Origin of the sequence: Pseudomonas sp. S60, from assembly GCF_016647865.1 — a bacterium.
GTDB lineage: Bacteria > Pseudomonadota > Gammaproteobacteria > Pseudomonadales > Pseudomonadaceae > Aquipseudomonas > Aquipseudomonas parafulva.
Genome location: NZ_JACVVH010000001.1, coordinates 167,679 through 190,027, shown reverse-complemented (window position 1 = coordinate 190,027; position 22,349 = coordinate 167,679). Strand labels below are relative to the sequence as shown.

The following is a 22,349-nucleotide window of genomic DNA, read 5'->3' as shown; positions in this document are numbered from 1 at the left end:
CGCCTTCCTTACCGTCGACCGCGCCATGAACTTTAAACAGCTCAGCCATTTTGTCGCCCTCATCGAACACCGCAGTTTCGTGCGGGCGTCCGAAGCCTGCAACATCACCCAGCCAGCTTTCAGCCGTAGCATTCGCGGCCTTGAAGAGGCGCTAGGTTGCCAATTGGTCGATCGCCACTCCGGCCGCAACTTTCAGCCTACGGTACAGGGCGAGCGGGTGCTTGAGCATGCCCGCAGCGTGCTGGAGGGCATGTCGCGCCTCACCCGCGAACTGCACGACGGGGCTGGGCTGGAGGCCGCCGAAATCCGTGTGGGCTGCGCACCGTTTGCCAGCGAACTGCTTGTGCCACCCGCTATTTCGCGTTTCTTGGGCGATTACCCGCGCATGCAGGTACGCCTTGAGGTGGCGCACTGGCAAGGACTGGTGCGTGGGCTGAAGCGTGACACGCTGGATTTTCTCATCACGGCCTCGGAACCCTTCACGCTGGATGAGCAGTACGAAGTAACCCCATTGCACCCCCAACGCATGGCACTGGTTTGCAGGGCGGGCCACCCACTGTTGCAACAGCCTGGCCGACTGACAGCCGCGCGGTTGTTCAGCTTCCCGGTCGCGCTACCAGCCGGTGCACGCCCGGTGTTCGGCCACATGGCCCGGGTACTGGGGGTTCAGCCCCCAGCGGTAGCCTTGGAAAGCGATACTGCCAACGGGCTGCTGCGGGTGGTGGCAAGCAGCGATCTGATCGGGCTCACGCACGTGGCCGGCTTTGAAGCGGAAATGGCCGCGCTCGGCGTTCAACCCCTGGATCAACTGGAAGAGGGGTTGCGCCCGTTTGCCCGCTATGCAGTCATCCAGCGGCGCGAGCAGCGGCTGAGCCCGGCTTGCGAGCGGCTGCTGGATTACATCAAAGAGGCTGACGCCAGGTCTGCTGCATTCGGCCCTGCGTTGAAACTGGCGAACTGAGAGTGCCGACCTTGGAATGAGAGTGAATATCATCTATATTGATACTTTATATCATTTCAAGGACCTTACTCATGAAGCCTGGCATCCACCCCAACTACCGCCCTGTGCTGTTCCATGACGTCTCTGCGAATGCCTTCTGGCTGGTCGGTTCAACCATCGATACCGACAAGACGCACACCCACAGCGACGGCGTGACCTACCCGTACGTGACACTCGACATCTCCAGTGCCTCCCACCCCGTCTATACCGGGCAGGAACGCAAGGCCAAGACCGAAGGCCGCGTTGCTGGCTTCAACAAGCGCTTCGCGGCGTTCACCGGCAAATAACCGCGCCCTGCCCTGGCCACTGCATCAGGCACGCCAGGGCTGTTCAATCGTCACGCAGGTGGCGCTCCTTTCTCTCCTGCCGTTCCTTGGCTTCGATGCTGAGGGTGGCCGTTGGCCGTAACAGCATGCGGCGCAGCCCGATAGGCTCGCCGGTGTCCTTGCACCAGCCGTATTCCCCGCGTGCGATGCGCTCAAGCGATTCGTCGATCTTGTCCAGCAGCTTTTTCTCCCGCTCCAGCAGGCGTAGCTGCCACTGCCGTTGCTCCTCCACAGTGCCCAGGTCGGAAGGGTCGCTGCTGGGCTCGTAGTCACGCATCTGTTCGAACTCGTGGTCGATGCGCTGTTGCAAATCGGTACGCTGGGCGAGCAGCAGGTCGCGGAAAAACGCCAGTTGGGCGGCGTCCATGTAGGCCTCGGCAGGCATGCCCAGCAGTTCTTGTTCCGTCATGGTGTTATCTCTTGATTCTGCGTGTAGTGAGGTCAGCGACGCGAGGCAGCGAAGGCCAATGGCAGGCCCTGACAGCTGCCGTGCAGGCGCTGCTCATGCCAGGCCAGTTGGCCGGACACCAGGGTGGTGGTAACCCGATGGCGCAGGCTGTGGTGTTCGAACGGCGTCCATTGGCAGTGGGCAAGGACAGGGTCGAGGCGAACCGGGCGTGGCACGGCCAGCCGTTCGACCAGTGCAAGGTCCGCCCAGTAGCCTTCGCGCAGGTAGCCGCGATGCTGGATGCCGAACAGGTCGGCCACCGCGTGGCTGGTCTTGCGCACCAACTGTGTGAGGGGTAACAGGCCTTCCTCCACCAGCTCGAACAGGGCCGGCAAGGCGTGCTGCACCAGGGGCAACCCGGAGGGTGCCGACGCATAGGGGCGTTGCTTCTCAGCCCAGGTGTGCGGTGCGTGGTCGGTACCTATCACATCGATGCGGTCGTCGAGCAATGCCCGGCGCAAGGCATCCCTGTCTTCGCGGGCCTTGATGGCCGGGTTGCACTTGATCAGGTGGCCCAAGGCGGCGTAGTCGCTGTCATCGAACAGCAGGTGGTGCGCGCAGACCTCGGCGGTGATCAGCTTGTTGCGCACCGGGCCAGGCTCGAACAGCGCCAGCTCCCGTGCGGTAGTCAGGTGCAGCACATGCAGCCGTGTGCCGTGGGTGTTGGCAAGCTCCACAGCCAGGCTGGACGAGCGCCAGCACGCCTGGGCGTCGCGTATCAGCGGGTGCATCGCGGACGGCACATGGTCGCCGAAGCGCTCGCGGTAACGCGCCTCGTTCGCCAGAATCGAGGGCGTGTGCTCGCAATGCGCCAGCAGCACTGTAGGCACCTGCGCGAAGAGCCGCTCAAGCACCTTGGGGTCATCCACCAGCATGTTGCCCGTGGATGCCCCCATGAATACCTTCACGCCTGCCACCTGGCGTGGGTCCAGCGCGGCCACGGTGTCGAGGTTGTCATTGCTCACGCCAAAGTGGAAGCCGTAGTTGGCCATCGATGAGGCAGCCGCCCGGCGCTTCTTGTCCTCCAGTGCGGTGAGGGTGAGCGTGGGCGGGTTGGTGTTGGGCATGTCCATGAAGCTGGTGATACCGCCCGCCACGGCGGCGCGGGATTCGCTGGCGATGGTCGCCTTGTGGCTGGCACCCGGCTCACGAAAGTGCACCTGGTCATCGATCATACCGGGGATGAGCCAGCGCCCTTCGGCGTCGATTTCCACCTCGGCCGAGCCGTTGCTGATGCTGGAGGCGATCTTTTCAATTCGGCCATGAGCCACGAAGACATCAGCGTCGAACACTGCCCCTTCGTTGACCGCCCGGGCGTTACGGATAAGAACGCTGCTCATGGCACCGACACCGCCGGGTTGCCCCGCACCACCACCTCATCACCGTCGATGACGTTATAGAAACAGCTGCGTCGACCGGTATGGCAAGCCCCCGCAACCTGGTCGACCAACAGCAGCAAGGCGTCCCCGTCGCAATCCAGGCGCACCTCTTTTACGTGCTGGACGCTGCCAGAGGTCAGGCCTTTGCGCCAAAGGCCCTGACGCGAACGGGACCAGTAGCAGGTACGGCGGGTGTGCAAGGTCTCATCCAGGGCGGCGCGGTTCATCCACGCCAGCATCAGTACCTCGCCGGTGTCGTGTTGCACGGCGACGGCAGGCACCAGCCCCTGGTCGTTCCAGGGGATATGGCCGATGACATCGGCCAGGGGAAAGCGGCCGCCCGCTCGTGCGTGCTCGAGGGTAGTGAACATAGACTGGGACCTGAGTAAAATGCATGTGTTATAACATAACATATGTTTTGGTCTTTTCAGCCTCCCTTCCCTCGTGTCAGCCATAAAAAAGGTAAGCCTTCATGAGCCAGAACCCCCCATCACCTGCCACCCAGGCACCCTATGCTGACACGGAGATGGCTTGCCTGGCAGGCGCCAAGGCAGCCCTGTACAGGTGGGCCGAAACCGTAGCCACGCGTGATGTGGACAAGGTGCTGGCGCTGTATGCTGCCGACGCGATCCTGGTCCCTACCCTGTCCAACCTGGTACGCGACTGCGACGACAGCCGCCGTAATTACTTCGAAAACTTCCTGGCCAACGATGGCCTGGTGTGCGACATCCAGGTGTTCAAGAAACGTGTCAGCCGCAAGTTGGGCACCGTGGTGGTGGGTGGGCTTTACACGTTCGTCTACCGGGACGGTGGCGAGCAGCGCACCGTACCGGCGCGCTTTCTGTTCACCTTCGAACGCCTTGATGAACAATGGCTTATCACCGGGCATCATTCGTCGATCGAAGCGTGAGGGGTCACCATGAACAGCCCTTACCTACCCGGCCGGTACCCGGCTGTGCGCCTGCGCCGCACCCGTGCAGATGACTGGACACGGCGCGTGGTGGCCGAACACGCGCTGTCGGCAGACGACCTCATCTGGCCCATATTCGTCATGGACGGGGTAGGCAAACGGGAGCCCATTGCGACCATGCCTGGGCAGTGGCGGGTGTCACTGGACCAGTTGGTCGACCATGCCGGGGCGGCGGTGGCGCTGGGCATACCGGCCATTGCGCTGTTTCCTTGCCTGGCAAGCGAACACAAGGATGCCGAGGGCACACAGGCGTTGAACCCCCACAACCTGATGTGCCGGGCAGCCAGGTTGCTCAAGGCCGCGTTCCCTGCCCTAGGCCTGATCGGCGATGTCGCGCTCGACCCCTATACCGACCATGGGCATGACGGTGTAATACGCGGTGGCACGGTGGCGAATGACCCCAGCGTGGAGCTGTTGGCAAAACAGGCGGTTGTGTTAGCCGAGGCTGGCTTCGATACCTTGGCCCCCTCCGACATGATGGATGGACGCATTGGCGTGCTCAGGGCTGCGCTGGACCATGCCGGCTTGCAGCACGTACGGCTTATCGCCTACGCAGCCAAATACGCCTCGGCCTTCTATGGCCCCTTCAGGCACGCGCTGGGCAGTGCACAGGCGCTGCGTGGCCACAAGCGTACCTACCAGATGGACCCGGCCAACAGTGACGAGGCGCTCAGGGAAGTGGCCCTGGACCTGCATGAAGGTGCCGACATGGTCATGGTCAAGCCGGGCATGCCCTATCTCGACATCATCCACCGGGTAACGACCACCTTTGGCGTGCCCACATTGGCGTACCAGGTCAGCGGCGAGTATTCCATGATCAAAGGCGCCATCGACAATGGCTGGCTGGACCCGGAACGCGCGGTGCTGGAAGCCCTGCTGGCCTTCAAGCGTGCTGGCTGCAGCGCAATATTGAGCTATTTCGCGGTAGACGCCGCCCGGCTGCTGGCCCGCGACCGACTTTCACTGCCAAAGACAAAGTCTTAATGCTTCAAGGCTATTTTTCTCTTTCAGCGACAGGAATACCCTGACTCTCTTTCCTATCTGCTCAAGGCCAGCCCCATGAAATCTGTCGTTTACTCGCAACCCGGTCTACCGATCGAGCATGCGCAATCGCTGTATGACGCAGACCTGCCCATCCCAACGCCAGGCGCCCGTGACCTGTTGGTAGAAGTGAAAGCGATCGCGGTGAACCCGGTCGACACCAAGATCAGGGCCAGCCGTGGTGGCGACACGCCGCAGGTGCTGGGCTGGGACGCCGTTGGCGTGGTGCGCGAGGTGGGCGCTGATGCTTCATTGTTCAAGCCGGGCGATGAGGTGTTCTACGCCGGTGCCATTGATCGCGCGGGCTGCTACAGCGAGCTTCACGTGGTCGACGAGCGCATCGTTGGCGCCAAGCCGCACAGCCTGAACGTAGCGGAGGCCGCCGCCCTGCCCTTGACCGCCATCACCGCCTGGGAACTGCTGTTCGACCGCCTGCGCGTCGAAGAGCAAGGCGGCCAGGGCCAGCGCCTGCTGGTGATTGGCGCCGGCGGTGGCGTAGGTTCGATACTGGTGCAACTGGCCAGGCGCCTGACCCAACTTACCGTAATAGGCACGGCCTCACGCCCGCAAACCCGGCAATGGATCAAGGACCTTGGCGCACACCACGTGATCGACCACAGCGCGCCGCTGGCGCCGCAGTTGCGCGAACTGGGGTTGGAGCCCATCGACCACGTGATCAGCCTGACCCATACCGACACCTACCTGGAGCAGTTGGTAGAGGTACTGCGCCCTCAGGGGCAACTGGCCCTGATCGATGACCCGGTACAGCTGGATGTGATGCCGCTCAAGCGTAAGTCGTTGTCGCTGCACTGGGAATTGATGTTCACCCGTTCGCTGTACCAGACCGACGACATGATCAAGCAGCACCAATTGCTGTGCCGTGTCGCGCAACTGGTCGATGACGGGGTGCTGAAGACCACCTTGGGCGAGCATTTTGGCAAGATCGATGCGGCCAACTTGAAACGCGCTCACGCAGTGATCGAAAGCGGCAAGGCGTGGGGCAAGATTGTGCTTGAGGGGTTCTAACCCTTAATCGATGCGCTAGCGCTCGCTGTGTACGCGCTCGACTGCAGCCACGATTTGCGCCACAGCCACATCGATCGGCCCGTCGTTGTGGCACAGCAGCCAGCCATGCTCTTGAGCGGCGAGTGTGAACGCGGCCGTGCACGCGGCCTGCTCCTCCAAGGTATGGATCACGGTGCTGCCCAGCCCACGGGTGCGTGAGGCAGCCCTGGCCCAGGAAACCTGCGGGGCCGTGACCACGGCGATGTGCAGGTCGGGTACCTGTACACCGTACTGCCGGTTCAGTTGCAGAATCTGGCTGAACGGCAGGGTTCGGCGAAACGCTGCATCAGACGGGTACCAGCGGTCAATCAGGATGATGCTGTCTTGGGGTTGCCGGGGCAGGACGTGCCGGGTGATCCAGGCCCGGCTGTGCGCCAGGCGCTCGCACACGCGTAGCTCCAGCTCGGCGCCGGGGTGCCGGGCAAGCTGATTGACCAAGGCCATGGTGTCGCCCCGTGCCGGGTCGCACTTGCGCTCACAGAGCCTGATCACCTTTCTGCCGCCTGCCCTCAGCGCGTGGGTCACGGCTTCCAGCAATGTGGTCTTGCCGGTGCCTTTGGGCCCGTCCATGGCAATGAAAAGCGGTCGGTTCATTAGGGTTACCCGTTGAGCAGTGGGCGGCATGAGACCACCGAACCCCGTGTTCAGACAAGCCAACCGTCCATTCAAACAGCTGACCGTCAAAAAAACCGCTAGCCCTGCAACCGCCAGCTATGCCCGGGCCAGCCGGCCTGCTAGGCTGACCAAGGCGGCCCAGCGGGCAGCCTTTACATTTTTCACAGGCCTGGCTAATGACCTCCGACCCACTGGTAAACCTGAGCAACTGCGACCACGAGCCCATCCAGATTCCAGGCAGCATCCAGCCCCATGGCTGCCTGCTGACCTGCGACGCGTCCGCAACCACCCTCCTGCGTCATTCGCTGAACGCCCCGCAACTGCTGGGGGTAGAGGGTGCCATCAATGGCCAGAAGCTGGACGCCGTCCTCGGTGCCGAACTTGCTCATACCCTGCGCAATGCCCTGGCACGCCTGCGCGAAGGCTCCCGCCCTGCGCTTCGCTTCGCAGAGGTGCTGCCCAACGGCGTGGCTGTGGACGTGACCGCCCACCTGTACAAGGGCAATGCGCTGCTGGAGTTCGAGCTGGCCGGCCAAAGTGGCGCCGAACCCGTCGAGCTGGCCCGCACCCTGATTGCCGAGCTGCGGGAAATCGACAAGACCAACCGCCTGTTCCGTGATGCGGCGCGCTTTGTGCGGGCGGTGCTGGGCTATGACCGGGTGATGATCTACCAACTGGACAGTGACGGTGCCGGCAAGGTCATCGCCGAAGCCAAGCGCAGCATTCTGGAGAGCTTTCTGGGGCAGTACTTTCCTGCTTCCGATATTCCACCCCAGGCACGCTCGCTGTACCTGCGCAACCTGATCAGGGTCATCCCGGATGTAGGCTTCGAGCCAGTCGCCATCGAACCTGTGGTCGACGCTTCAGGTGAGCCGCTGGACCTCTCGTACGCGCACCTGCGCAGCGTCTCCCCCGTGCACTGCGAGTACTTGCACAACATGGGTGTGGGCGCCTCGATGTCGATTTCCGTCATCGTCAAAGGTGAGCTGTGGGGGCTGATTGCCTGCCATCACTATTCGCCGCGCACGTTGAACATGGGTCAACGCGTGGCAGCGGAGATGTTCGGTGAGTTCTTCTCGCTGCACATCGAGACCCTGCACAGCCGGCAAAAACTCGAAGCCGCCGTGCAGGTGCACGAAACCCTCGACGTAATGCTGCGCGATGCCAACCATGCCGCCGATATGGACATGTTCTTCCAGGGGCGTCTGCCGCGCCTGATGGCGCTGATACCGTGCGATGGCATTGGCCTGTCGTTGCAGGGGCGCTGGTCGTCCTCCGGCACGGTGCCGCCAAAAACCGCGCTACCCGAATTGTTGCGGTTTGCCGACGGCATCACCGAAGGCAGAACCTGGGCATCCCATCGCCTGGCAACGGCTCACCCGGCAGCCCAGGCGTACTTCACCGAGGTGTCCGGGGTGCTGATACTGCCTATATCGCAGCGCCCGCGGGACTACATCATCTTCTTCCGCAAGGAGGTAGTGGAAACCCTCGACTGGGCGGGCGACCCCAATAAAACCTACATCAGCGGCGCTTTGGGTGACCGCCTGACGCCACGCAAAAGCTTTGCCATCTGGAAAGAAACGGTCCACCAGCAGTCATTGCCCTGGACGGAGCAGGACCGTCAGTTCGGCGATGCCATCCGCACTGCCATCGTCGAAGTCGTGCTGCACAACAGCGAGTTGCTGGCGAGCGAGCGTTCCAAGGCAGAGGTGCGCCAGCGCATTCTCAACGAAGAGCTGAACCACAGGGTCAAGAACATCCTGTCGCTGATTGGCGCGCTGGTCGCCCACCCCACCTCCGAAAGCCAGACGCTCCAGGGTTATGTGGCCACGCTGCAGGGGCGGATCCAGGCACTGGCGCTGGCGCACGACCAGGTGGTGCGCGGCGACGGCGGTGGGCGGCTGGCGATGCTACTGGACGCGGAGCTGTCGCCCTACCGCACCGCCAGTGGGGTGATCGAGCTGCAGGGGCCGAATGTGATCCTCGATGCACGGGCCTATTCGGTGATGGCGTTGGTCCTGCATGAACTTGCCACCAACGCGGCCAAGTACGGGGCGTTGTCGAGCCCGGGCGGTACCCTGTCGGTCAACTGGGCACTGGATGAGGCAGGCGCCTGCACCATCGAGTGGCAGGAACGCGGCGGCCCGCCTGTGCGCGCGCCCAGCCGCAATGGTTTTGGCTCGGTGCTGATCAGCCGCAGCATCCCCTTCGACCTGGGCGGTACCAGCCAGGTCGAGTATTGCCCGGAGGGGCTGCGTGGTTGTTTCACCATCCCCGATAAACACCTGGCGCTTGGCGAGGCGGAGGCTGCGGCGACAGCCGGCACAACGGCGGCATCGTCAGGGGAGCGCTTTGCGGCTCGGGCAGGTTTGAACGTGCTGATTCTGGAGGATCAGCTGGTGATTGCCGTGGGCCTGGAGCAGATTTTGACTGACGCGGGTGTGGACTGCGTGATGACGGCGAGTTCCGAGCACGAAGCCATGCAGTTGCTGACAGTGCGCCAGCCGGATGCAGCCATTCTGGATGTGAATCTGGGGCGGAGCACGTCGATTTCCGTGGCTGATGAGCTCACGCGCCGTGGGATACCCTTCCTGTTCGCCACCGGTTACGGCGACGGCATCAGCATCCCCGCGCACCTGAAGCACATCCCGGTCACACGCAAGCCCTATGACACCAGCACCATCCTGGCAAATCTGCAGAGCTTGTTGAAGCCACAGTAACCCTGTGGGAGCGGGTTCACCCGCGAAGCAGTCAGCGCGATACATGGCACCGGCTTCGCCGGTGTTCGCGGCTGAAGCCGCTCCCACAGAGTCTCCGTAAATCAATAGGTTATGTGAACTTCATGAGAACAGATCTAGCTGGCAACCCGGGCGCAGAGCACCCGGAAAGAGGCAGGCGGCGGGTCGCGTTCGCCCGCCACCTTAATCTCAGATAGCCAATGCGCGCTCGCGCAGCTCGCTGTTGAGAATGCGGTCGTTCTCGCTGTAGTCGACCGGGCAGTCGATCACATGCACGCCTGGGGTCTTGATGCAGTGCTCCAGTAACGGCAGCAAACCTTCAGCGCTTTCCACACGGTGGCCATTGGCACCGTAGGCCTCGGCATACTTCACGAAGTCCGGGTTGCCGTAGTCCAGGCCGAAATCGGTGAAGCCCATGTTCGCCTGCTTCCAGCGGATCATGCCGTAGCCGTCATCGCGCAGAATCACCACGGTCACGTGCATGCCCAGGCGTACGGCAGTTTCCAGCTCCTGGCTGTTCATCATGAAGCCACCGTCGCCACACACCGAAATCACCGGGCGGTCCGGGTACACCAGGTGCGCCGCCATGGCCGAAGGCAGGCCGGCGCCCATGGTCGCCAGGGCGTTGTCCAGCAGCACGGTGTTAGGCTTGTGGGCCTTGTAGTTGCGGGCAAACCAGATCTTGTAGATACCGTTGTCCAAGGCCACGATGCCTTCGGACGGCAGCACGCGACGGATGTCGGCCACCAGGCGCTGCGGGTAGACCGGGAAGCGGTCGTCGTCGGCACCTTCGGCGGTCTGCGCTTCGTTGGCCTCGCGAATGGCCATCAGCCGCGTGAAGTCCCAGTGGCTGGTGTCGGTCAGGGCCTCGCCAATCTGCCACACGGCGTTGGCGATATCGCCGATCACTTCCACCTGCGGGAAGTACACCGCATCCACTTCGGCCGAACGGAAGTTGATGTGAATAACCTCGGTGCCGCCGCGCACCATGAAGAACGGCGGCTTCTCGATCACGTCGTGGCCAATGTTGACGATCAGGTCGGCGGCTTCCACGGCGCGGTGCACGAAATCACCCGAAGACAACGCGGCGTTGCCCAGGAAGCGTGGGTGACGCTCGTCCACCACCCCTTTGCCCATCTGCGTGGTGATGAACGGGATACCGGTCTTGTCGATCAGTTGCTTCAAGACCTTGGCGGTCATCTTGCGGTTGGCGCCGGCGCCGATCACCAGGATCGGGTTGCGGGCGTTCTGCAGCTTCTGCACGGCTGCCTCGATGGCCTTGTGCTCAGCCAGCGGGCGACGGTGCAGGCTGGGGGGAATCGGCAGGCTGTCGGTCTGCTCGGCGGCGATGTCTTCCGGCAGCTCCAGGTGCACGGCACCGGGCTTTTCTTCTTCTGCCAGGCGGAAGGCTTCACGCATGCGCGCCGGGATGTTGTCAGCCGAAGCGAACTGGTGGGTGTACTTGGTGATGGGGTCCATCATGCCGCACACGTCGATGATCTGGAAACGGCCCTGCTTGGACTTCTTGATCGGCTTCTGGCCGGTGATCATCATCATCGGCATGCCGCCCAGATAGGCATAGGCACTGGCGGTGACCAGGTTGGTAGCACCGGGGCCGAGGGTAGACAGGCTGACGCCGGTCTTGCCGGTCAGGCGGCCATAGGTGGCCGCCATGAAGCCTGCGGACTGCTCGTGGCGGGTCAGTACCAGCTTGATCTTCGACTTGCGCAGGGATTCGAGCAGGTCGAGGTTTTCCTCACCAGGGATGCCGAATACATACTCGACACCTTCGTTTTCCAGACATTGCACAACGACATCGGCGGCCTTGGCCATTTAGGGTACTACCTCGAAATCTTGGAGGAATTGCGGCTTGTTAAAGCGGCGTGACTGAGATGTTGCAGGATGTCTCAGTGCCGCGCATCGTAGGCCTTCGCGTTAATAATATTAAATATATTGTTATGATGCTCAGCATCACAAAACGTTATGAATGGTAAAGCCCGCCGATGAACCTCAAAGCACTGCGCTGCTGCGTCGAAATCGTACGCCAGGGCAGCTTCACCAAAGCCGCCCAGCACCTGCACATCGCCCAGCCAGCATTGAGCATGGCGGTGACGCGCCTGGAAGAGGAGCTGGGCGTCAGCCTGTTCAACCGCACCACCCGCAAAGTGGTGCTCACGGCCGAAGGCGAGCAGTTTCTGCCGCGTATTGCTTCGGCCCTGCGGGAGATGGACGTGGCCCGCCAGGAACTGCGCGACATGGCCGATCTCAAGCGCGGTGAAGTGCGCCTGGGCATCCCACCGATGTTCGGCCTGCACTATGTGCCCGGCCTGATGAACGCCTTTCGCCGCCTCTACCCCGGCATTGCCATGACCGTGTTCGAGGGCAGCGCCGAGGACATTGGCCAGCGCCTGGAGCAACGTGACATCGACCTGGCCTTGCTTGAATCCAGGCGAGTACCCCCTGACAAACAGTCGATCCTGCTGGGCAGCGACGAGATGCTGGCCTGCATGCACCCGGACCACCCATACGCCAGTAAAGACAGCCTGACGGCCGAGGACCTGCGCAACACCGACATGGTGGTGTTCGACCGCACCTTCGTACAGCGCCAACTGCTGGATGCGTTTTTTGCAGAACATGGCATCACCTACCAGGTGGCCCTGCAAAGCAACTTTGTGTCGCTGGTGGTGCAGGCGGCACTGGACAACCTTGGCGTCGCGACATTGCTGCGCTCGGTGCAACTGCGCACCCCCGGCATCGTCGGGGTGCCGTTCAAACCCGCGCAGCAGATGAGCTTTCGCCTGTGCTGGCGGGCCGGGGATTACTTATCGCTGGCCAGTAAACGGTTCATCGACTTTGCCGCGCAAAGCCAATACCTGGAGCGTTGAACGGCAAGAGCACATTTGTACTCCTATCTGCACTTCCCTCCTTTCCCACGGTCAGACCGTAGGCCTTGCCGTCAGACACGCTCGACGTCAAGGCCCATGATTCTCTAAGATTAAACTTTATCGTTTCAGCTTGTTGCATTAAGGACCACGATGTCAGTTCAGCAATTACCCCCACTGCCCACCAAAGGCACCGTCGCCAGGATGGAAGCCGCCATGGCCCTGGGCAGCTTTGCCATCGGAACCGGCGAATTCGCGATCATGGGCCTGATGCCCGATATCGCCAGCAACTTGCAGTTGAGCGAGCCCCAGGTTGGCCACGCCATCAGTGCCTACGCACTGGGGGTGATGGTGGGCGCCCCGACCCTGGCGATACTGGGGGCCAAGTTGCTGCGCAAGCACATGCTGCTGCTGTTGATGGCGCTGTATGCACTGGGCAACCTGGCCACTGCCTTTGCGCCCTCCTTCGCTGGCCTGGTGGCCTTCCGCTTCGTCAGCGGCCTGCCCCACGGCGCCTATTTCGGCATCGCCGCCGTGGTCGCTTCGAGCATGGTGGCCAGCAACCAGCGGGCGGGGGCCGTAGCACGGGTCATGATGGGGCTGACGCTGGCCATGCTGCTGGGCAACCCGGTCGCCACCTTCCTGGGCCAATACTTCGGCTGGCGTTCTGCGTTCGTGCTGGTGGGCGTAATTGCCCTGTGCACCATCGCCATGGTCTGGCGCTTCGTCCCCCAGCGGCACGATGAAGTGCGCAGCGACCCGCGCAAGGAACTCAAGGCCTTCACCCTGCCCCAGGTGTGGATGGCGCTGGCCATCGCCTCCATTGGCTTCGCCGGCATGTTCTGCGTGTTCAGCTACCTGGCACCCACCATGCTGGAAGTCACCCGGGTAGCCCCGCAGTGGATCCCTTTTGGCCTGGCCGCATTCGGCCTGGGCGGTATCATCGGCAACATTGCCGGCGGCAAGCTGTTTGACCGGCTGCAGTTCCGGGCGGTGGGGTTGGTGCTGGCATGGTCCATCGCGGTACTGCTGTTCTTTACCTTCGCTGCCCACGCCCTGTGGAGCCTGCTGCTCGGCGTGGGCCTGGTGGGCACCATGATCGCCCTGGCAGCCCCGTTACAGATCCGCCTGATGGACATCGCCCACGAGGCGCCGAGCCTTGCCGCTGCCTCGAACCACGCGGCATTCAACCTGGCCAATGCCCTGGGCCCCTGGCTGGGCGGTATGGCCATCACGGCAGGCATGGGCTGGACCAGCACCGGTTTCATTGGCGCGGCTACCGCCCTGGCAGGCCTTGGGCTGTACTTCATCGCCCGGCGGATGAAGGGCGGCCACTGAACCTTACCAGGGTCAGGCAGCCGCCCACGCAGCCTGACGCGCCAGTACCGATTCGGCGCGCTCCCCCACCAGTTCGGCATACACACCCGGGGCTGTGGCGCCCTCGGTACTGATCACAAGCAGTCGTGCTTCAGGGCCAAGGGCCAGGCCCGCTGCAACGTCGGGCGCTTGTTCAAGCAAGTGCATGGCGCCTGCCAGCCCGGCCACGGCGGACTCACCCGCCAACACCGGTATGTCACCTTCACTGCCGGCTGCCAGGCGACGCATGGCAGCTATCGCTTCGGCATCACTGATGGTCATGAAGGCATCGACGCTGGTTTGCAAGAAGCGCCACGCCAGCGGTGATGTTTCGCCGCAGGCCAGCCCCGCCATCACCGAGTCCACCGACCCGGTAGCCTTGGCCGGCTCACCGCGCAACGCGCTCTGGTACAGGCAGTCGGCCTGTTCGGGCTCAACCACCAAGAACACCGGACGGTGCTCCGCGTAGAGTTCCCACAGGTAGCTGACAACACCTGCCGCCAGGCCGCCCACCCCACCTTGCAGGAAGACATGGGTGAACGGTGGCTGCGCGGCGTTGGCTTCGACGACTTCTGCAGCAATGGTGGCGTAACCCTGCATCACGTCCCGCGGGATTACCTCGTAACCTTCATAGGACGTGTCGGACACCACGTGCCAGCCGTTGCTGGCGGCCAGCGCAGCGGCGTGTGCCACCGACGCGTCATAATTGCCGGCAATACGCACGATCAGGGCACCGTACGCGGCAATGGCGCGCTCACGCTCGATGCTCACGTGCGCATGCAGCACGATCACACAGCGGCAACCTATGCTCTGCGCTGCCGCAGCCAGGGCCCGCCCGTGGTTGCCATCGGTTGCACTGACAACGGTGAACGCGCTGAGCAACTGAGCGTGGTGCCCCGCAAGCACGCCGTACGGGTGCATGCGTTGCAGGGGGAAGCTTCCCAGTACCAGGCGCAGCAGCGCGATAGGCGCACCCAGTGCCTTGAAGCTGCCCAGTTCCGAGCGCACAGATTCATCCTTGACCGCTACCTGCGCAACACCTAGTTCGGCGGCTAGGCCGGGCAAGCTGTACAGCGGGGTGGGCTTCTGGTTCAGGCGAGCCCACCCGCCCAGCCAGTGGCGGCTCTGTTGGGCGATGGCGATGCTCATCACCGCTTGAAGGGCACGTGGGTAAGGCTGGCGGCAAGCGTTGGGGTTACGAACGAACATGCAGTACGGCTCCTGCTGGCAAGCCAGCGATAGCAATAGTCAGTGAAAAGCCCACACAGGCGTGGGTCAGGCCCTGCTCAAGCGCTGGACCACGACGTCCAGCAGCACGTTGGCACCCTGGATCAACAGCGCGTCATCGGTGTGCTCACGCGGGTTATGGCTGATACCGCCCTGGCTGGGCACGAAGATCATCGCTGCCGGTGCCGTGCGGGCGATCATCTGCGCGTCATGGCCGGCACCTGACACCATGCGGCGATGGCTCAAGCCCAGGCGGGCCGCTGACTGCTCGATGGCATCCGCCAGGCCCGCGTCGAACACCACTGGCGCAAACCGCGCCAGGCGCTCGCTGCTGATGCTGACCTGCTCGCGTTCCGCCAGGTCGGCCAGCAGCTGTTCAAGACGCGCTTCGGCAGCCGCCAGGCGGCTTTCGTCAGGATCACGCAGGTCGACCGTGAACGTTGCCTTGCGCGGGATGACATTGATGACGTTGGGTTCGAACTGCATGCAACCGACCGTTGCCAGCGTGGTTGGGCAGTCCGTTGCCAGGTCACGCAGCGCTGCCCCCACCGCACAGGCGACGAACCCGGCATCATGCCGCAATGCGGTGGGGGTGGTACCGGCGTGGTTGGCGTGGCCCTTGACCTGCACCTGCTGCCACGAAATACCCTGCAGGCGCTCCACCACGCCAATCTGAACGCCTTCTGCCTCCAGGATCGGGCCTTGCTCGATGTGCAGCTCGACATATTCATGGGCAGCGATCGCCCCTGGCTCAAGCTGGCCCGCGTAGCCGATGCGTGCCAGTTCGTCGCCAAGGCGAGTACCGTCACTGCCTTTGGTGTCCAGCGCTTGCTGCAGCGCCAGCCCCCCAGCATGCACCAGCGAGCCCATCATGTCGGGTTGGTAGCGCACGCCCTCCTCGTTGGTGAACGCCGCGACGGTGAGCGGGCGCTCGGGCAGCCGCCCAGCCACCCGGTAGGCGCGCAGTACCGCAAGGCCCGCCAGCACGCCGTAGCAACCGTCCAGGGCGCCGGCATTGGTGACCGTGTCGATGTGCGAGCCCATCATCAACGGCGCTTGCCCGGCGCCTTTGCCGCGCCCAGGCAAGGTGGCAAAGATGTTGCCAATGCGGTCCACCTGCACGTGCAGGTCTAGGGCCTTCATCCAGCCCACCAGCATGTCCCGCCCGGCCTTGTCTGCATCAGTGAGCGCGATGCGCGTGCGGCCGCCCTGGTAAGGGTCCGCGCCCACCTGGCCAAGCGCGTGAAGCTGCCGCAGCAGCAGTGCGCCATCCAGGCGCAGTGCAGGTTCCGTGTCCATACCGTTCTCCGCCCATAAGGATCATTTATCCGAATGGGGAGATTCTATTCACTGCCAGTGCAATAAAAGCTTGATTATCGAGTGCTTGACGCACTTTCATTACGCATTACCTTCAGTTTGCCCTGGACGCGCATCATGCCCCTCGATCACTTCGACCTCGCCTTGCTCGATGCGGTACAGCAAGACGCTACCACCTCGCAAATGCAGCTGGGCACCCAAGTCAACCTGTCCTCGGCCGCGGTCAACCGCCGCCTGAAAAAAATGACCACCGATGGCGTGATCACAGCAACGGTGGCCCAGGTGGACCCCGTGCAACTGGGCTACGTACTGACCGTGATCACCGAGGTTGAGGTGGAGAACGAGCGCCTGGACCTGCTCGATGCCATGAAGCGCACCTTCCTGGCCTGCCCTCAGGTGCAGCAGTGCTACTACGTCACGGGTGCCTATGACTTCGTGCTGATCCTGCTGGTGCGCAACATGGAGCAGTACACCCAGCTCACCCGTGAGCTGTTTTTCGAGAACAACAACGTCAAGCGCTTCAATACGCTGGTTTCCATGAGCAACGTCAAGACCGGTGTGCGCGTGCCGACGGCGTAGCGCCATGCCCTGGGGTGTTTTCTCTTTTTAGTGTTAGCCGTTAACCTCGACTACCCCCCCTCAATCACCGAGCCTTTATGTTTGACTGGGAAGACCTGCGCTATTTTTCCATCTTCACCACCACCGGTTCTTTGTCGGCTGCCGCCAGAGCGCTGGGTGTCGATCCCGCCACGGTTGCCCGGCGCATTGCTGCGCTCGAGGCTTCACTCAACCTCAAGCTGGTGGACAGGCGCCCGCGCGCGTACGCGTTGACCGAGGAAGGTCGACGGGTGGGGGAGCTGGCCGAGCAGATGGCCATGTCATCATTTGCGCTGGAGCATTTCGCCAGTGCTGGCCAGCAGGCCGTGGAAGGCGAGGTCACCCTGTCGGCTCCCCCTGCTCTGCTTGGCAGCATCGTCGCGCGACGCTTGGGTGACCTTTACCAGCGTTACCCGCAGTTGCGGCTGAAGCTGGTAGGCAGCAAATCCCGCGCCTCGCTGGCACGTCGCGAGGCAGACGTGAGTATCGTGCTGGCCAGGCCAGTGGAACCCACCCTGGTAGTCAGCTTGTTGGGGCGCCTGGACTACCGGCTGTATGCCTCGCCAGCGTATCTGGCCAGTGGCGCAGCAAGACGGTACATCGGCTATGACGAGTCCCAGGCTAGCGCACCGCAGCAGCAATGGTTGGACCACCAGGCGGTAGGCCATCCGTTTGCCCTGCGCAGCAATGACCTGCGCATACAGGCACAGGCTTGCGCAGGCGGCATTGGCATCGCCTGCCTGCCCGCGTTCATGGCTCAGGAGCAGAGTTTGTCCGAGGCGGGCCGCGCCGACCAGACCATGAGCATCGAAATCTGGCTGGCCGTGCATGAAGATGTGCGTGCTACGCCACGTATCAAAGCCGTTACGGACTTTCTGCAGCAGCAGGTGAAGCCGCTGCTGCGCTTGTGAATTTTTGCAGGCTAGACCTGCACCTCTGCGGGATTTGCCCCCAGGCCCGATGTCGGTACGCTGACCCCCTCATTAGCGCCCCTGAAGGAGACAACGATGCAATACGTGAAGCTGGGTAGCACCGGGCTGGACATCTCTAGGCTGTGCCTGGGCTGCATGACCTTCGGTGAACCAGATGCCGGCACCCACCCCTGGACGTTGGGTGAAGAGGCCAGCCGGCCGATCATCCGCCACGCGGTGGAACAAGGCATCAACTTCTTCGACACCGCCAACAGCTACTCGGCCGGCACCTCGGAAGTGATCGTGGGCAAGCTGCTGAAGGAATTCACCCGCCGCGACGAAACCGTCATTGCCACCAAGGTGTTCTACCCCGCCAACATGTGGCAAGGCGCCAGCCGGCCCAACGAGCAAGGGCTGTCGCGCAAGGCCATCATGACCAGCATCGACGCCAGCCTGAAGCGCCTTGGTACCGATTATGTCGACCTTTACCAGATCCATCGCTGGGACTACCACACGCCCATCGAGGAAACCATGGAAGCCCTGCATGATGTGGTGAAGGCCGGCAAGGCCCGCTACATCGGCGCCTCATCGATGTACGCCTGGCAGTTCGCCAAGGCGCAACAGGTGGCGGCCAGCCACGGCTGGAGCCGGTTCGTGTCGATGCAGAACTACCTCAACCTGCTGTACCGCGAAGAAGAACGCGAAATGATCCCGCTGTGCCTCGACCAAGGTGTTGGCCTGATGCCCTGGAGCCCCATGGCACGCGGCCGACTGACCCGGCCCAATGGCCAGCAGACCGAACGCACGCGCACCGATATTTCCGGCCAGTCGTTCTATGAAAAAACCGAGCTGGAGGACGGCCGGGTCATCGACGTGGTCGAGCAGATAGCCGGGGAACGCGGGGTGCCCATGGCACAGGTGGCGTTGGCCTGGGTGCTCGGCAAGGCCGGTGTGTCGGCGCCGATCGTCGGCGCCTCCAAGCCCGCGCACCTGGATGACGCCCTGGCCGCGCTGGCGCTGCACCTTGGCGAGGATGACATCGCGCGCCTGCAGGCCCCTTACGTGCCCCACGGGGTAACCGGGTTTAAATAAGCCTGGCGCACAGGGCCCGCTGCGCCTCGCGGCTAGCGGGCTGTTCAGCCAGACATAAAGCATTACAATGCGCGCCCCTGTTAGAACCGCGTGTTGTTTAGCCATGAAATCATTGCGTTACGCCCTGAACCTACTGCTGCTTCTGAGCTTCACAGCTTGGGCAAACCCGCCCTCCACCTTCACCGAAGCCAAGGTTGTGGCCAAACAGCGGGTCTATATGGACCAGGCCAGCAGCGCTATGGGCGAGTTGTACTGTGGCTGCCAGTGGACCTGGGTGGGCAAGTCTGGCGGGCGCATCGACGCAGCCTCCTGCGGCTACCAGACACGCAAGCAGCAGAACCGCGCCGAGCGTACCGAGTGGGAGCACATCGTGCCTGCCTACACGTTCGGCAACCAGCGCCAGTGCTGGAGAAACGGCGGCCGTGAGCATTGCGTAGACACCGACCCGGTATTCCGCGCCATGGAAGCGGACCTGTTCAACCTGTACCCGGCCGTGGGTGAAGTGAACGGCGACCGCAGCAATTTCAACTATGGCGTGGTCGCCGGTAACGCCGGCGAGTACGGGCGGTGCACCACCAAGGTCGACTTCGTGCAGCGCGCCGCCGAGCCCCGCGATGAAGTGAAAGGCCTGGTAGCACGCACCACGTTCTACATGTTCGACCGCTACCGGCTGAACATGTCGCGCCAGCAACAGCAGCTGCTGATGGCCTGGGACAAGCAACACCCGGTTTCGGCCTGGGAAAAGGAACGTGACCGGCGCATTGCCGCAATCATGGGGCACGCGAACCCGTTCGTGACTGGCGAACGCCAGTGGACCGCCAATTACCAGCCCGTGGGCGATGGCGTGGTACAGGCTGTGCCAGCAGCGCGCCAGCCAGCAGGCCAGGCCCGTGCCGTCGCAGTCGGCGCGGTGCTTGGCAACCGCAACAGCCATGTGTATCACCTGGCCTCTGGCTGCCCGGGCTATCACCAGGTCGCGTCGAAGAACCAGGTGAACTTCGCCAGCGAAGGCGAGGCGCAGGCCGCCGGTTATCGCAAGGCCGGCAACTGCCGCTGACCCGCCAAGCCCGTCACAGCCAGGGCCCGACGCTTAGCCATTCACCAGGTTGGCTGGCCGTTCGCCCCGCAACGCGCTGAGCAGGTTGTCTACCGCGCAGCGGGCCATGGCCTGGCGGGTTTCTTCGGTGGCCGAACCGATATGCGGTGTGGCCACTACCTTGTCCAGTTTCAGCAACGGCGAGTCGGCCGCCAATGGCTCGTGCACGAACACATCCAGGCCGGCGCCGCGCAAACGCCCGGCCTGCAACGCCTCGGCCAATGCTGCTTCGTCCACCACGCGCCCCCGGGAGATGTTCACCAGAATGGCCCCAGGCTTCATCAGGGCCAGCTCCCGCGCACCGATCAGCCCTTCGGTACTGGCACTGAGCGGCACGGTGAGGCACACGAAGTCGGCCTCGGCCAGCAGCGCGTCCAGGTCGCGCCGATGGGCGTTGTATCGCGCCTGCACCTCAGGCTTGGGCCGCTGGCTGTGATACACCACGCGCATACCGAAACCCGCCGCTGCGCGCCGAGCCAGGGCCTCGCCAATACGCCCCATGCCCACGATACCCAGCGTCTTGCCGTGCACGTCGCAGCCGAAATGGGCGGGCCCCAGGCTGGCCTGCCAGTGGCCCTCGCGCACCCAGTTGGCCAGCTCCACCACGCGCCTGGCTGTCGCCAGGATCAGCGCAAAGCCCGTGTCTGCAGTGGTTTCGGTGAGTACGTCCGGGGTGTTGGTGAGCATTACCCCGCGCCGATCGAGGTCAGCGATATCGTAGTTGTCCACCCCTACCGACACGCTGGCAATCACCTCAAGGTCGGGCGCGAGGTCCAGCAGGCTGGCATCCAGGCGCAAGCTTGCGCCCAACAGCCCTTGTGCGCCCGGTAATGCCTCGCGCAGCCTGGCCAGCCCATCGGGCTGGGCCAAGTCTACGAAGGTCACCTCCACGTGCTGCCCAAGCCGCGCGAGCAGGTCTGGTGAAAGGCGTTTGTACAGCACGATGCGCTTGTTCATGATCGCTTCCTAGTGGTTCATCGCCAGCCGCGGGCGCTGACGCTTGGCCCGGCCGGAGGTGGTTGAATTGTTGAGGGCCGCAGTGAGTGCCACGGCGCACAGCAGTGCACCGCACATGAACAGGTACGAAGCGCCCGGGCTGCCTGTGGCGCCGTTCAGGTAACCCACCAACCACGAGCCGCCGAACGACCCCAGCGCACCCATACTGTTGACCAGGGCCATGGCGCCGCCGGCCACGTTGGCCGGCAGAATTTCCGGCACGATGGCGAAGAACGGGCCGTAGGGTGCGTACATGCAGGCACCCGCCACCACCAGCAACCCATACGACAACCAGAAGTGCTCGCTGCCCAGTGCATACGAGCCATAGAAGGCAATGGCGGCGATCAGCAGCGGTGGCCACACAAAGCACTTGCGTTTCTGCAGGCGGTCCGATGCCCACGACACACCCACCATGGCCAGTACCGCCGCCAGGTAAGGCACCGAGGCCAGCCAGCCGGCTTCGACGATATCCACGTTGGCAGCCTGCTTGAGAATGGAGGGCAGCCACAGCACGAAGCCGTATACGCCGATGCTCCAGCAGAAGTACTGCAGCGACAGGATGATCACTTGCCGCGACCGGAACGCCTCACGGTAGTTCTTCACCGGCGGTATGCCCTGCTGCTCGGCAGCCAGTGCGTGCTGCAGGTCGCGCTTCTCCGTGTCGCTCAGCCAGGTGACCTGGGCCGGGCGGTCGTCCACCAGGTGCCACCAGCAGAACGCCCAGATCACCGCCGGCAGGCCTTCGATGATGAACATCCAGCGCCAGTCGAAATGCTTGATGAGGTACCCCGAAACCACCGACATCCACAGGATGGTCACCGGGTTGCCCAGCATCAGGAACGTGTTGGCCCGTGAGCGCTCGGCACGGGTGAACCAGTGGCACAGGTACACCAGCATCGCCGGCATCACGGCCGCCTCGACCACGCCCAGCAGAAAGCGGATGCCGATCAACATGTAGACGTTGCTGACCATGCCCGTGAGCGTGGCGAGCCCGCCCCAGAGGATCAGGCAGACAAAGATCAGCTTCTTTACGCTACGCTTCTCGGCGTAGATGGCCCCAGGCACCTGGAAAAAGAAGTACCCGAGGAAAAACAGTGCCCCCAGCAGCGACGACAGCACGGGGGTGATGCGCAGGTCATCGGCCATGCCTGAGGCAGCTGCGAAGCCGTAATTGGCGCGGTCTAGGTAAGCAAGGCTATAGGTGAAGAACACGATGGGGATGATGTACCACCAACGGCGTGGGGCCAGGCTTTTGCTGTTCATGGGGTGGTTCTCCTGAGCTTGTTGTTTTTG

21 protein-coding genes are annotated in these 22,349 nt (G+C 63.2%); 12 read left to right on the top strand and 9 right to left on the bottom strand.

What is annotated here, in order from left to right; translation table 11 throughout:
• Window positions 1-25: 25 nt before the first annotated feature.
• Together IAE33_RS00770 and IAE33_RS00765 are read left to right on the top strand one after the other, a co-directional pair.
• Complete coding sequence (locus tag IAE33_RS00770) at window positions 26-961, top strand: LysR family transcriptional regulator (protein ID WP_201161714.1); 936 nt, start codon at window positions 26-28, stop codon at window positions 959-961.
• A 71-nt stretch (window positions 962-1,032) separates the two neighbouring features.
• Window positions 1,033-1,287 carry a type B 50S ribosomal protein L31 gene (locus IAE33_RS00765; RefSeq protein ID WP_028633961.1) on the top strand — a complete coding sequence of 85 codons (255 nt, stop codon included), beginning with the start codon at window positions 1,033-1,035 and terminating at the stop codon, window positions 1,285-1,287.
• A gap of 43 nt (window positions 1,288-1,330) precedes the next feature.
• Here IAE33_RS00765 and dksA read toward each other — a convergent pair whose 3' ends face one another.
• From dksA to hisI, 3 genes are read right to left on the bottom strand one after another with little or no spacing between them, the layout of a single operon-like run.
• Complete coding sequence (gene dksA / locus IAE33_RS00760; RefSeq protein WP_028633960.1) at window positions 1,331-1,735, bottom strand: RNA polymerase-binding protein DksA; 405 nt, start codon at window positions 1,733-1,735, stop codon at window positions 1,331-1,333.
• 32 nt (window positions 1,736-1,767) lie between these two features.
• Complete coding sequence (locus IAE33_RS00755) at window positions 1,768-3,114, bottom strand: dihydroorotase (protein ID WP_201161713.1); 1,347 nt, start codon at window positions 3,112-3,114, stop codon at window positions 1,768-1,770.
• Complete coding sequence (gene hisI / locus IAE33_RS00750; RefSeq protein ID WP_201161712.1) at window positions 3,111-3,524, bottom strand: phosphoribosyl-AMP cyclohydrolase; 414 nt, start codon at window positions 3,522-3,524, stop codon at window positions 3,111-3,113. The genes IAE33_RS00755 and hisI overlap by 4 nt, the downstream gene beginning before the upstream one ends.
• A gap of 101 nt (window positions 3,525-3,625) precedes the next feature.
• Here hisI and IAE33_RS00745 point away from each other — a divergent pair, with 101 nt between their 5' ends.
• The 3 genes from IAE33_RS00745 to IAE33_RS00735 all read left to right on the top strand — a co-directional run bounded on the left by IAE33_RS00745 (window position 3,626) and on the right by IAE33_RS00735 (window position 6,190).
• Entirely contained in the window at window positions 3,626-4,063 is a 438-nt protein-coding gene (locus tag IAE33_RS00745) for a DUF4440 domain-containing protein (RefSeq protein ID WP_201161711.1), read from the top strand.
• Window positions 4,064-4,072: 9 nt separating this feature from the next.
• Entirely contained in the window at window positions 4,073-5,107 is a 1,035-nt protein-coding gene (gene hemB, locus IAE33_RS00740; protein WP_201161710.1) for a porphobilinogen synthase, read from the top strand.
• Between the two features lie 75 nt (window positions 5,108-5,182).
• A complete protein-coding gene (locus IAE33_RS00735) occupies window positions 5,183-6,190 on the top strand; it encodes a zinc-binding alcohol dehydrogenase family protein (RefSeq protein WP_201161709.1) in 1,008 nt (335 codons plus the stop codon).
• Window positions 6,191-6,205: 15 nt separating this feature from the next.
• Here the strand turns inward: IAE33_RS00735 and IAE33_RS00730 are convergent, their stop codons facing one another.
• On the bottom strand, window positions 6,206-6,823 hold the full coding sequence (locus IAE33_RS00730) for a dTMP kinase (protein ID WP_201161708.1): 618 nt from the start codon (window positions 6,821-6,823) through the stop codon (window positions 6,206-6,208).
• Between the two features lie 197 nt (window positions 6,824-7,020).
• Here IAE33_RS00730 and IAE33_RS00725 point away from each other — a divergent pair, with 197 nt between their 5' ends.
• Window positions 7,021-9,564, top strand: a complete 2,544-nt coding sequence (locus IAE33_RS00725; protein ID WP_201161707.1) for an HWE histidine kinase domain-containing protein — start codon at window positions 7,021-7,023, stop codon at window positions 9,562-9,564.
• 207 nt (window positions 9,565-9,771) lie between these two features.
• Here the strand turns inward: IAE33_RS00725 and IAE33_RS00720 are convergent, their stop codons facing one another.
• Entirely contained in the window at window positions 9,772-11,415 is a 1,644-nt protein-coding gene (locus IAE33_RS00720; protein WP_028633953.1) for an acetolactate synthase large subunit, read from the bottom strand.
• Between the two features lie 170 nt (window positions 11,416-11,585).
• On the opposite strand from IAE33_RS00720, the gene IAE33_RS00715 reads away from it, so the two are divergent.
• Together IAE33_RS00715 and IAE33_RS00710 are read left to right on the top strand one after the other, a co-directional pair.
• A complete protein-coding gene (locus tag IAE33_RS00715) occupies window positions 11,586-12,467 on the top strand; it encodes a LysR family transcriptional regulator (protein WP_201161706.1) in 882 nt (293 codons plus the stop codon).
• A 150-nt stretch (window positions 12,468-12,617) separates the two neighbouring features.
• Complete coding sequence (locus tag IAE33_RS00710) at window positions 12,618-13,802, top strand: MFS transporter (protein WP_201161705.1); 1,185 nt, start codon at window positions 12,618-12,620, stop codon at window positions 13,800-13,802.
• A 12-nt stretch (window positions 13,803-13,814) separates the two neighbouring features.
• Here the strand turns inward: IAE33_RS00710 and IAE33_RS00705 are convergent, their stop codons facing one another.
• Both IAE33_RS00705 and IAE33_RS00700 read right to left on the bottom strand, forming a co-directional pair.
• A complete protein-coding gene (locus IAE33_RS00705) occupies window positions 13,815-15,029 on the bottom strand; it encodes a diaminopropionate ammonia-lyase (protein ID WP_201161704.1) in 1,215 nt (404 codons plus the stop codon).
• 66 nt (window positions 15,030-15,095) lie between these two features.
• Entirely contained in the window at window positions 15,096-16,346 is a 1,251-nt protein-coding gene (locus IAE33_RS00700) for a Zn-dependent hydrolase (RefSeq protein WP_201161703.1), read from the bottom strand.
• 135 nt (window positions 16,347-16,481) lie between these two features.
• Between IAE33_RS00700 and IAE33_RS00695 the strand changes: the two genes are divergently transcribed.
• From IAE33_RS00695 to IAE33_RS00680, 4 genes are all read left to right on the top strand, one after another.
• Window positions 16,482-16,943: an Lrp/AsnC family transcriptional regulator gene (locus IAE33_RS00695; RefSeq protein WP_060481021.1), complete on the top strand. Its 462-nt coding sequence runs from the start codon at window positions 16,482-16,484 to the stop codon at window positions 16,941-16,943.
• Between the two features lie 77 nt (window positions 16,944-17,020).
• Window positions 17,021-17,872, top strand: a complete 852-nt coding sequence (locus tag IAE33_RS00690) for a LysR family transcriptional regulator (protein WP_201161702.1) — start codon at window positions 17,021-17,023, stop codon at window positions 17,870-17,872.
• Window positions 17,873-17,968: 96 nt separating this feature from the next.
• Window positions 17,969-18,964 (top strand): aldo/keto reductase, encoded by a 996-nt coding sequence (locus tag IAE33_RS00685; RefSeq protein WP_201161701.1) that lies wholly within the window; start codon window positions 17,969-17,971, stop codon window positions 18,962-18,964.
• A 103-nt stretch (window positions 18,965-19,067) separates the two neighbouring features.
• Window positions 19,068-20,021 carry an endonuclease gene (locus IAE33_RS00680; RefSeq protein WP_201161700.1) on the top strand — a complete coding sequence of 318 codons (954 nt, stop codon included), beginning with the start codon at window positions 19,068-19,070 and terminating at the stop codon, window positions 20,019-20,021.
• 33 nt (window positions 20,022-20,054) lie between these two features.
• Here IAE33_RS00680 and IAE33_RS00675 read toward each other — a convergent pair whose 3' ends face one another.
• Window positions 20,055-21,017: a 2-hydroxyacid dehydrogenase gene (locus tag IAE33_RS00675; protein ID WP_201161699.1), complete on the bottom strand. Its 963-nt coding sequence runs from the start codon at window positions 21,015-21,017 to the stop codon at window positions 20,055-20,057.
• A gap of 9 nt (window positions 21,018-21,026) precedes the next feature.
• Window positions 21,027-22,319: an MFS transporter gene (locus tag IAE33_RS00670; RefSeq protein WP_201161698.1), complete on the bottom strand. Its 1,293-nt coding sequence runs from the start codon at window positions 22,317-22,319 to the stop codon at window positions 21,027-21,029.
• Window positions 22,320-22,349: the final 30 nt, after the last annotated feature.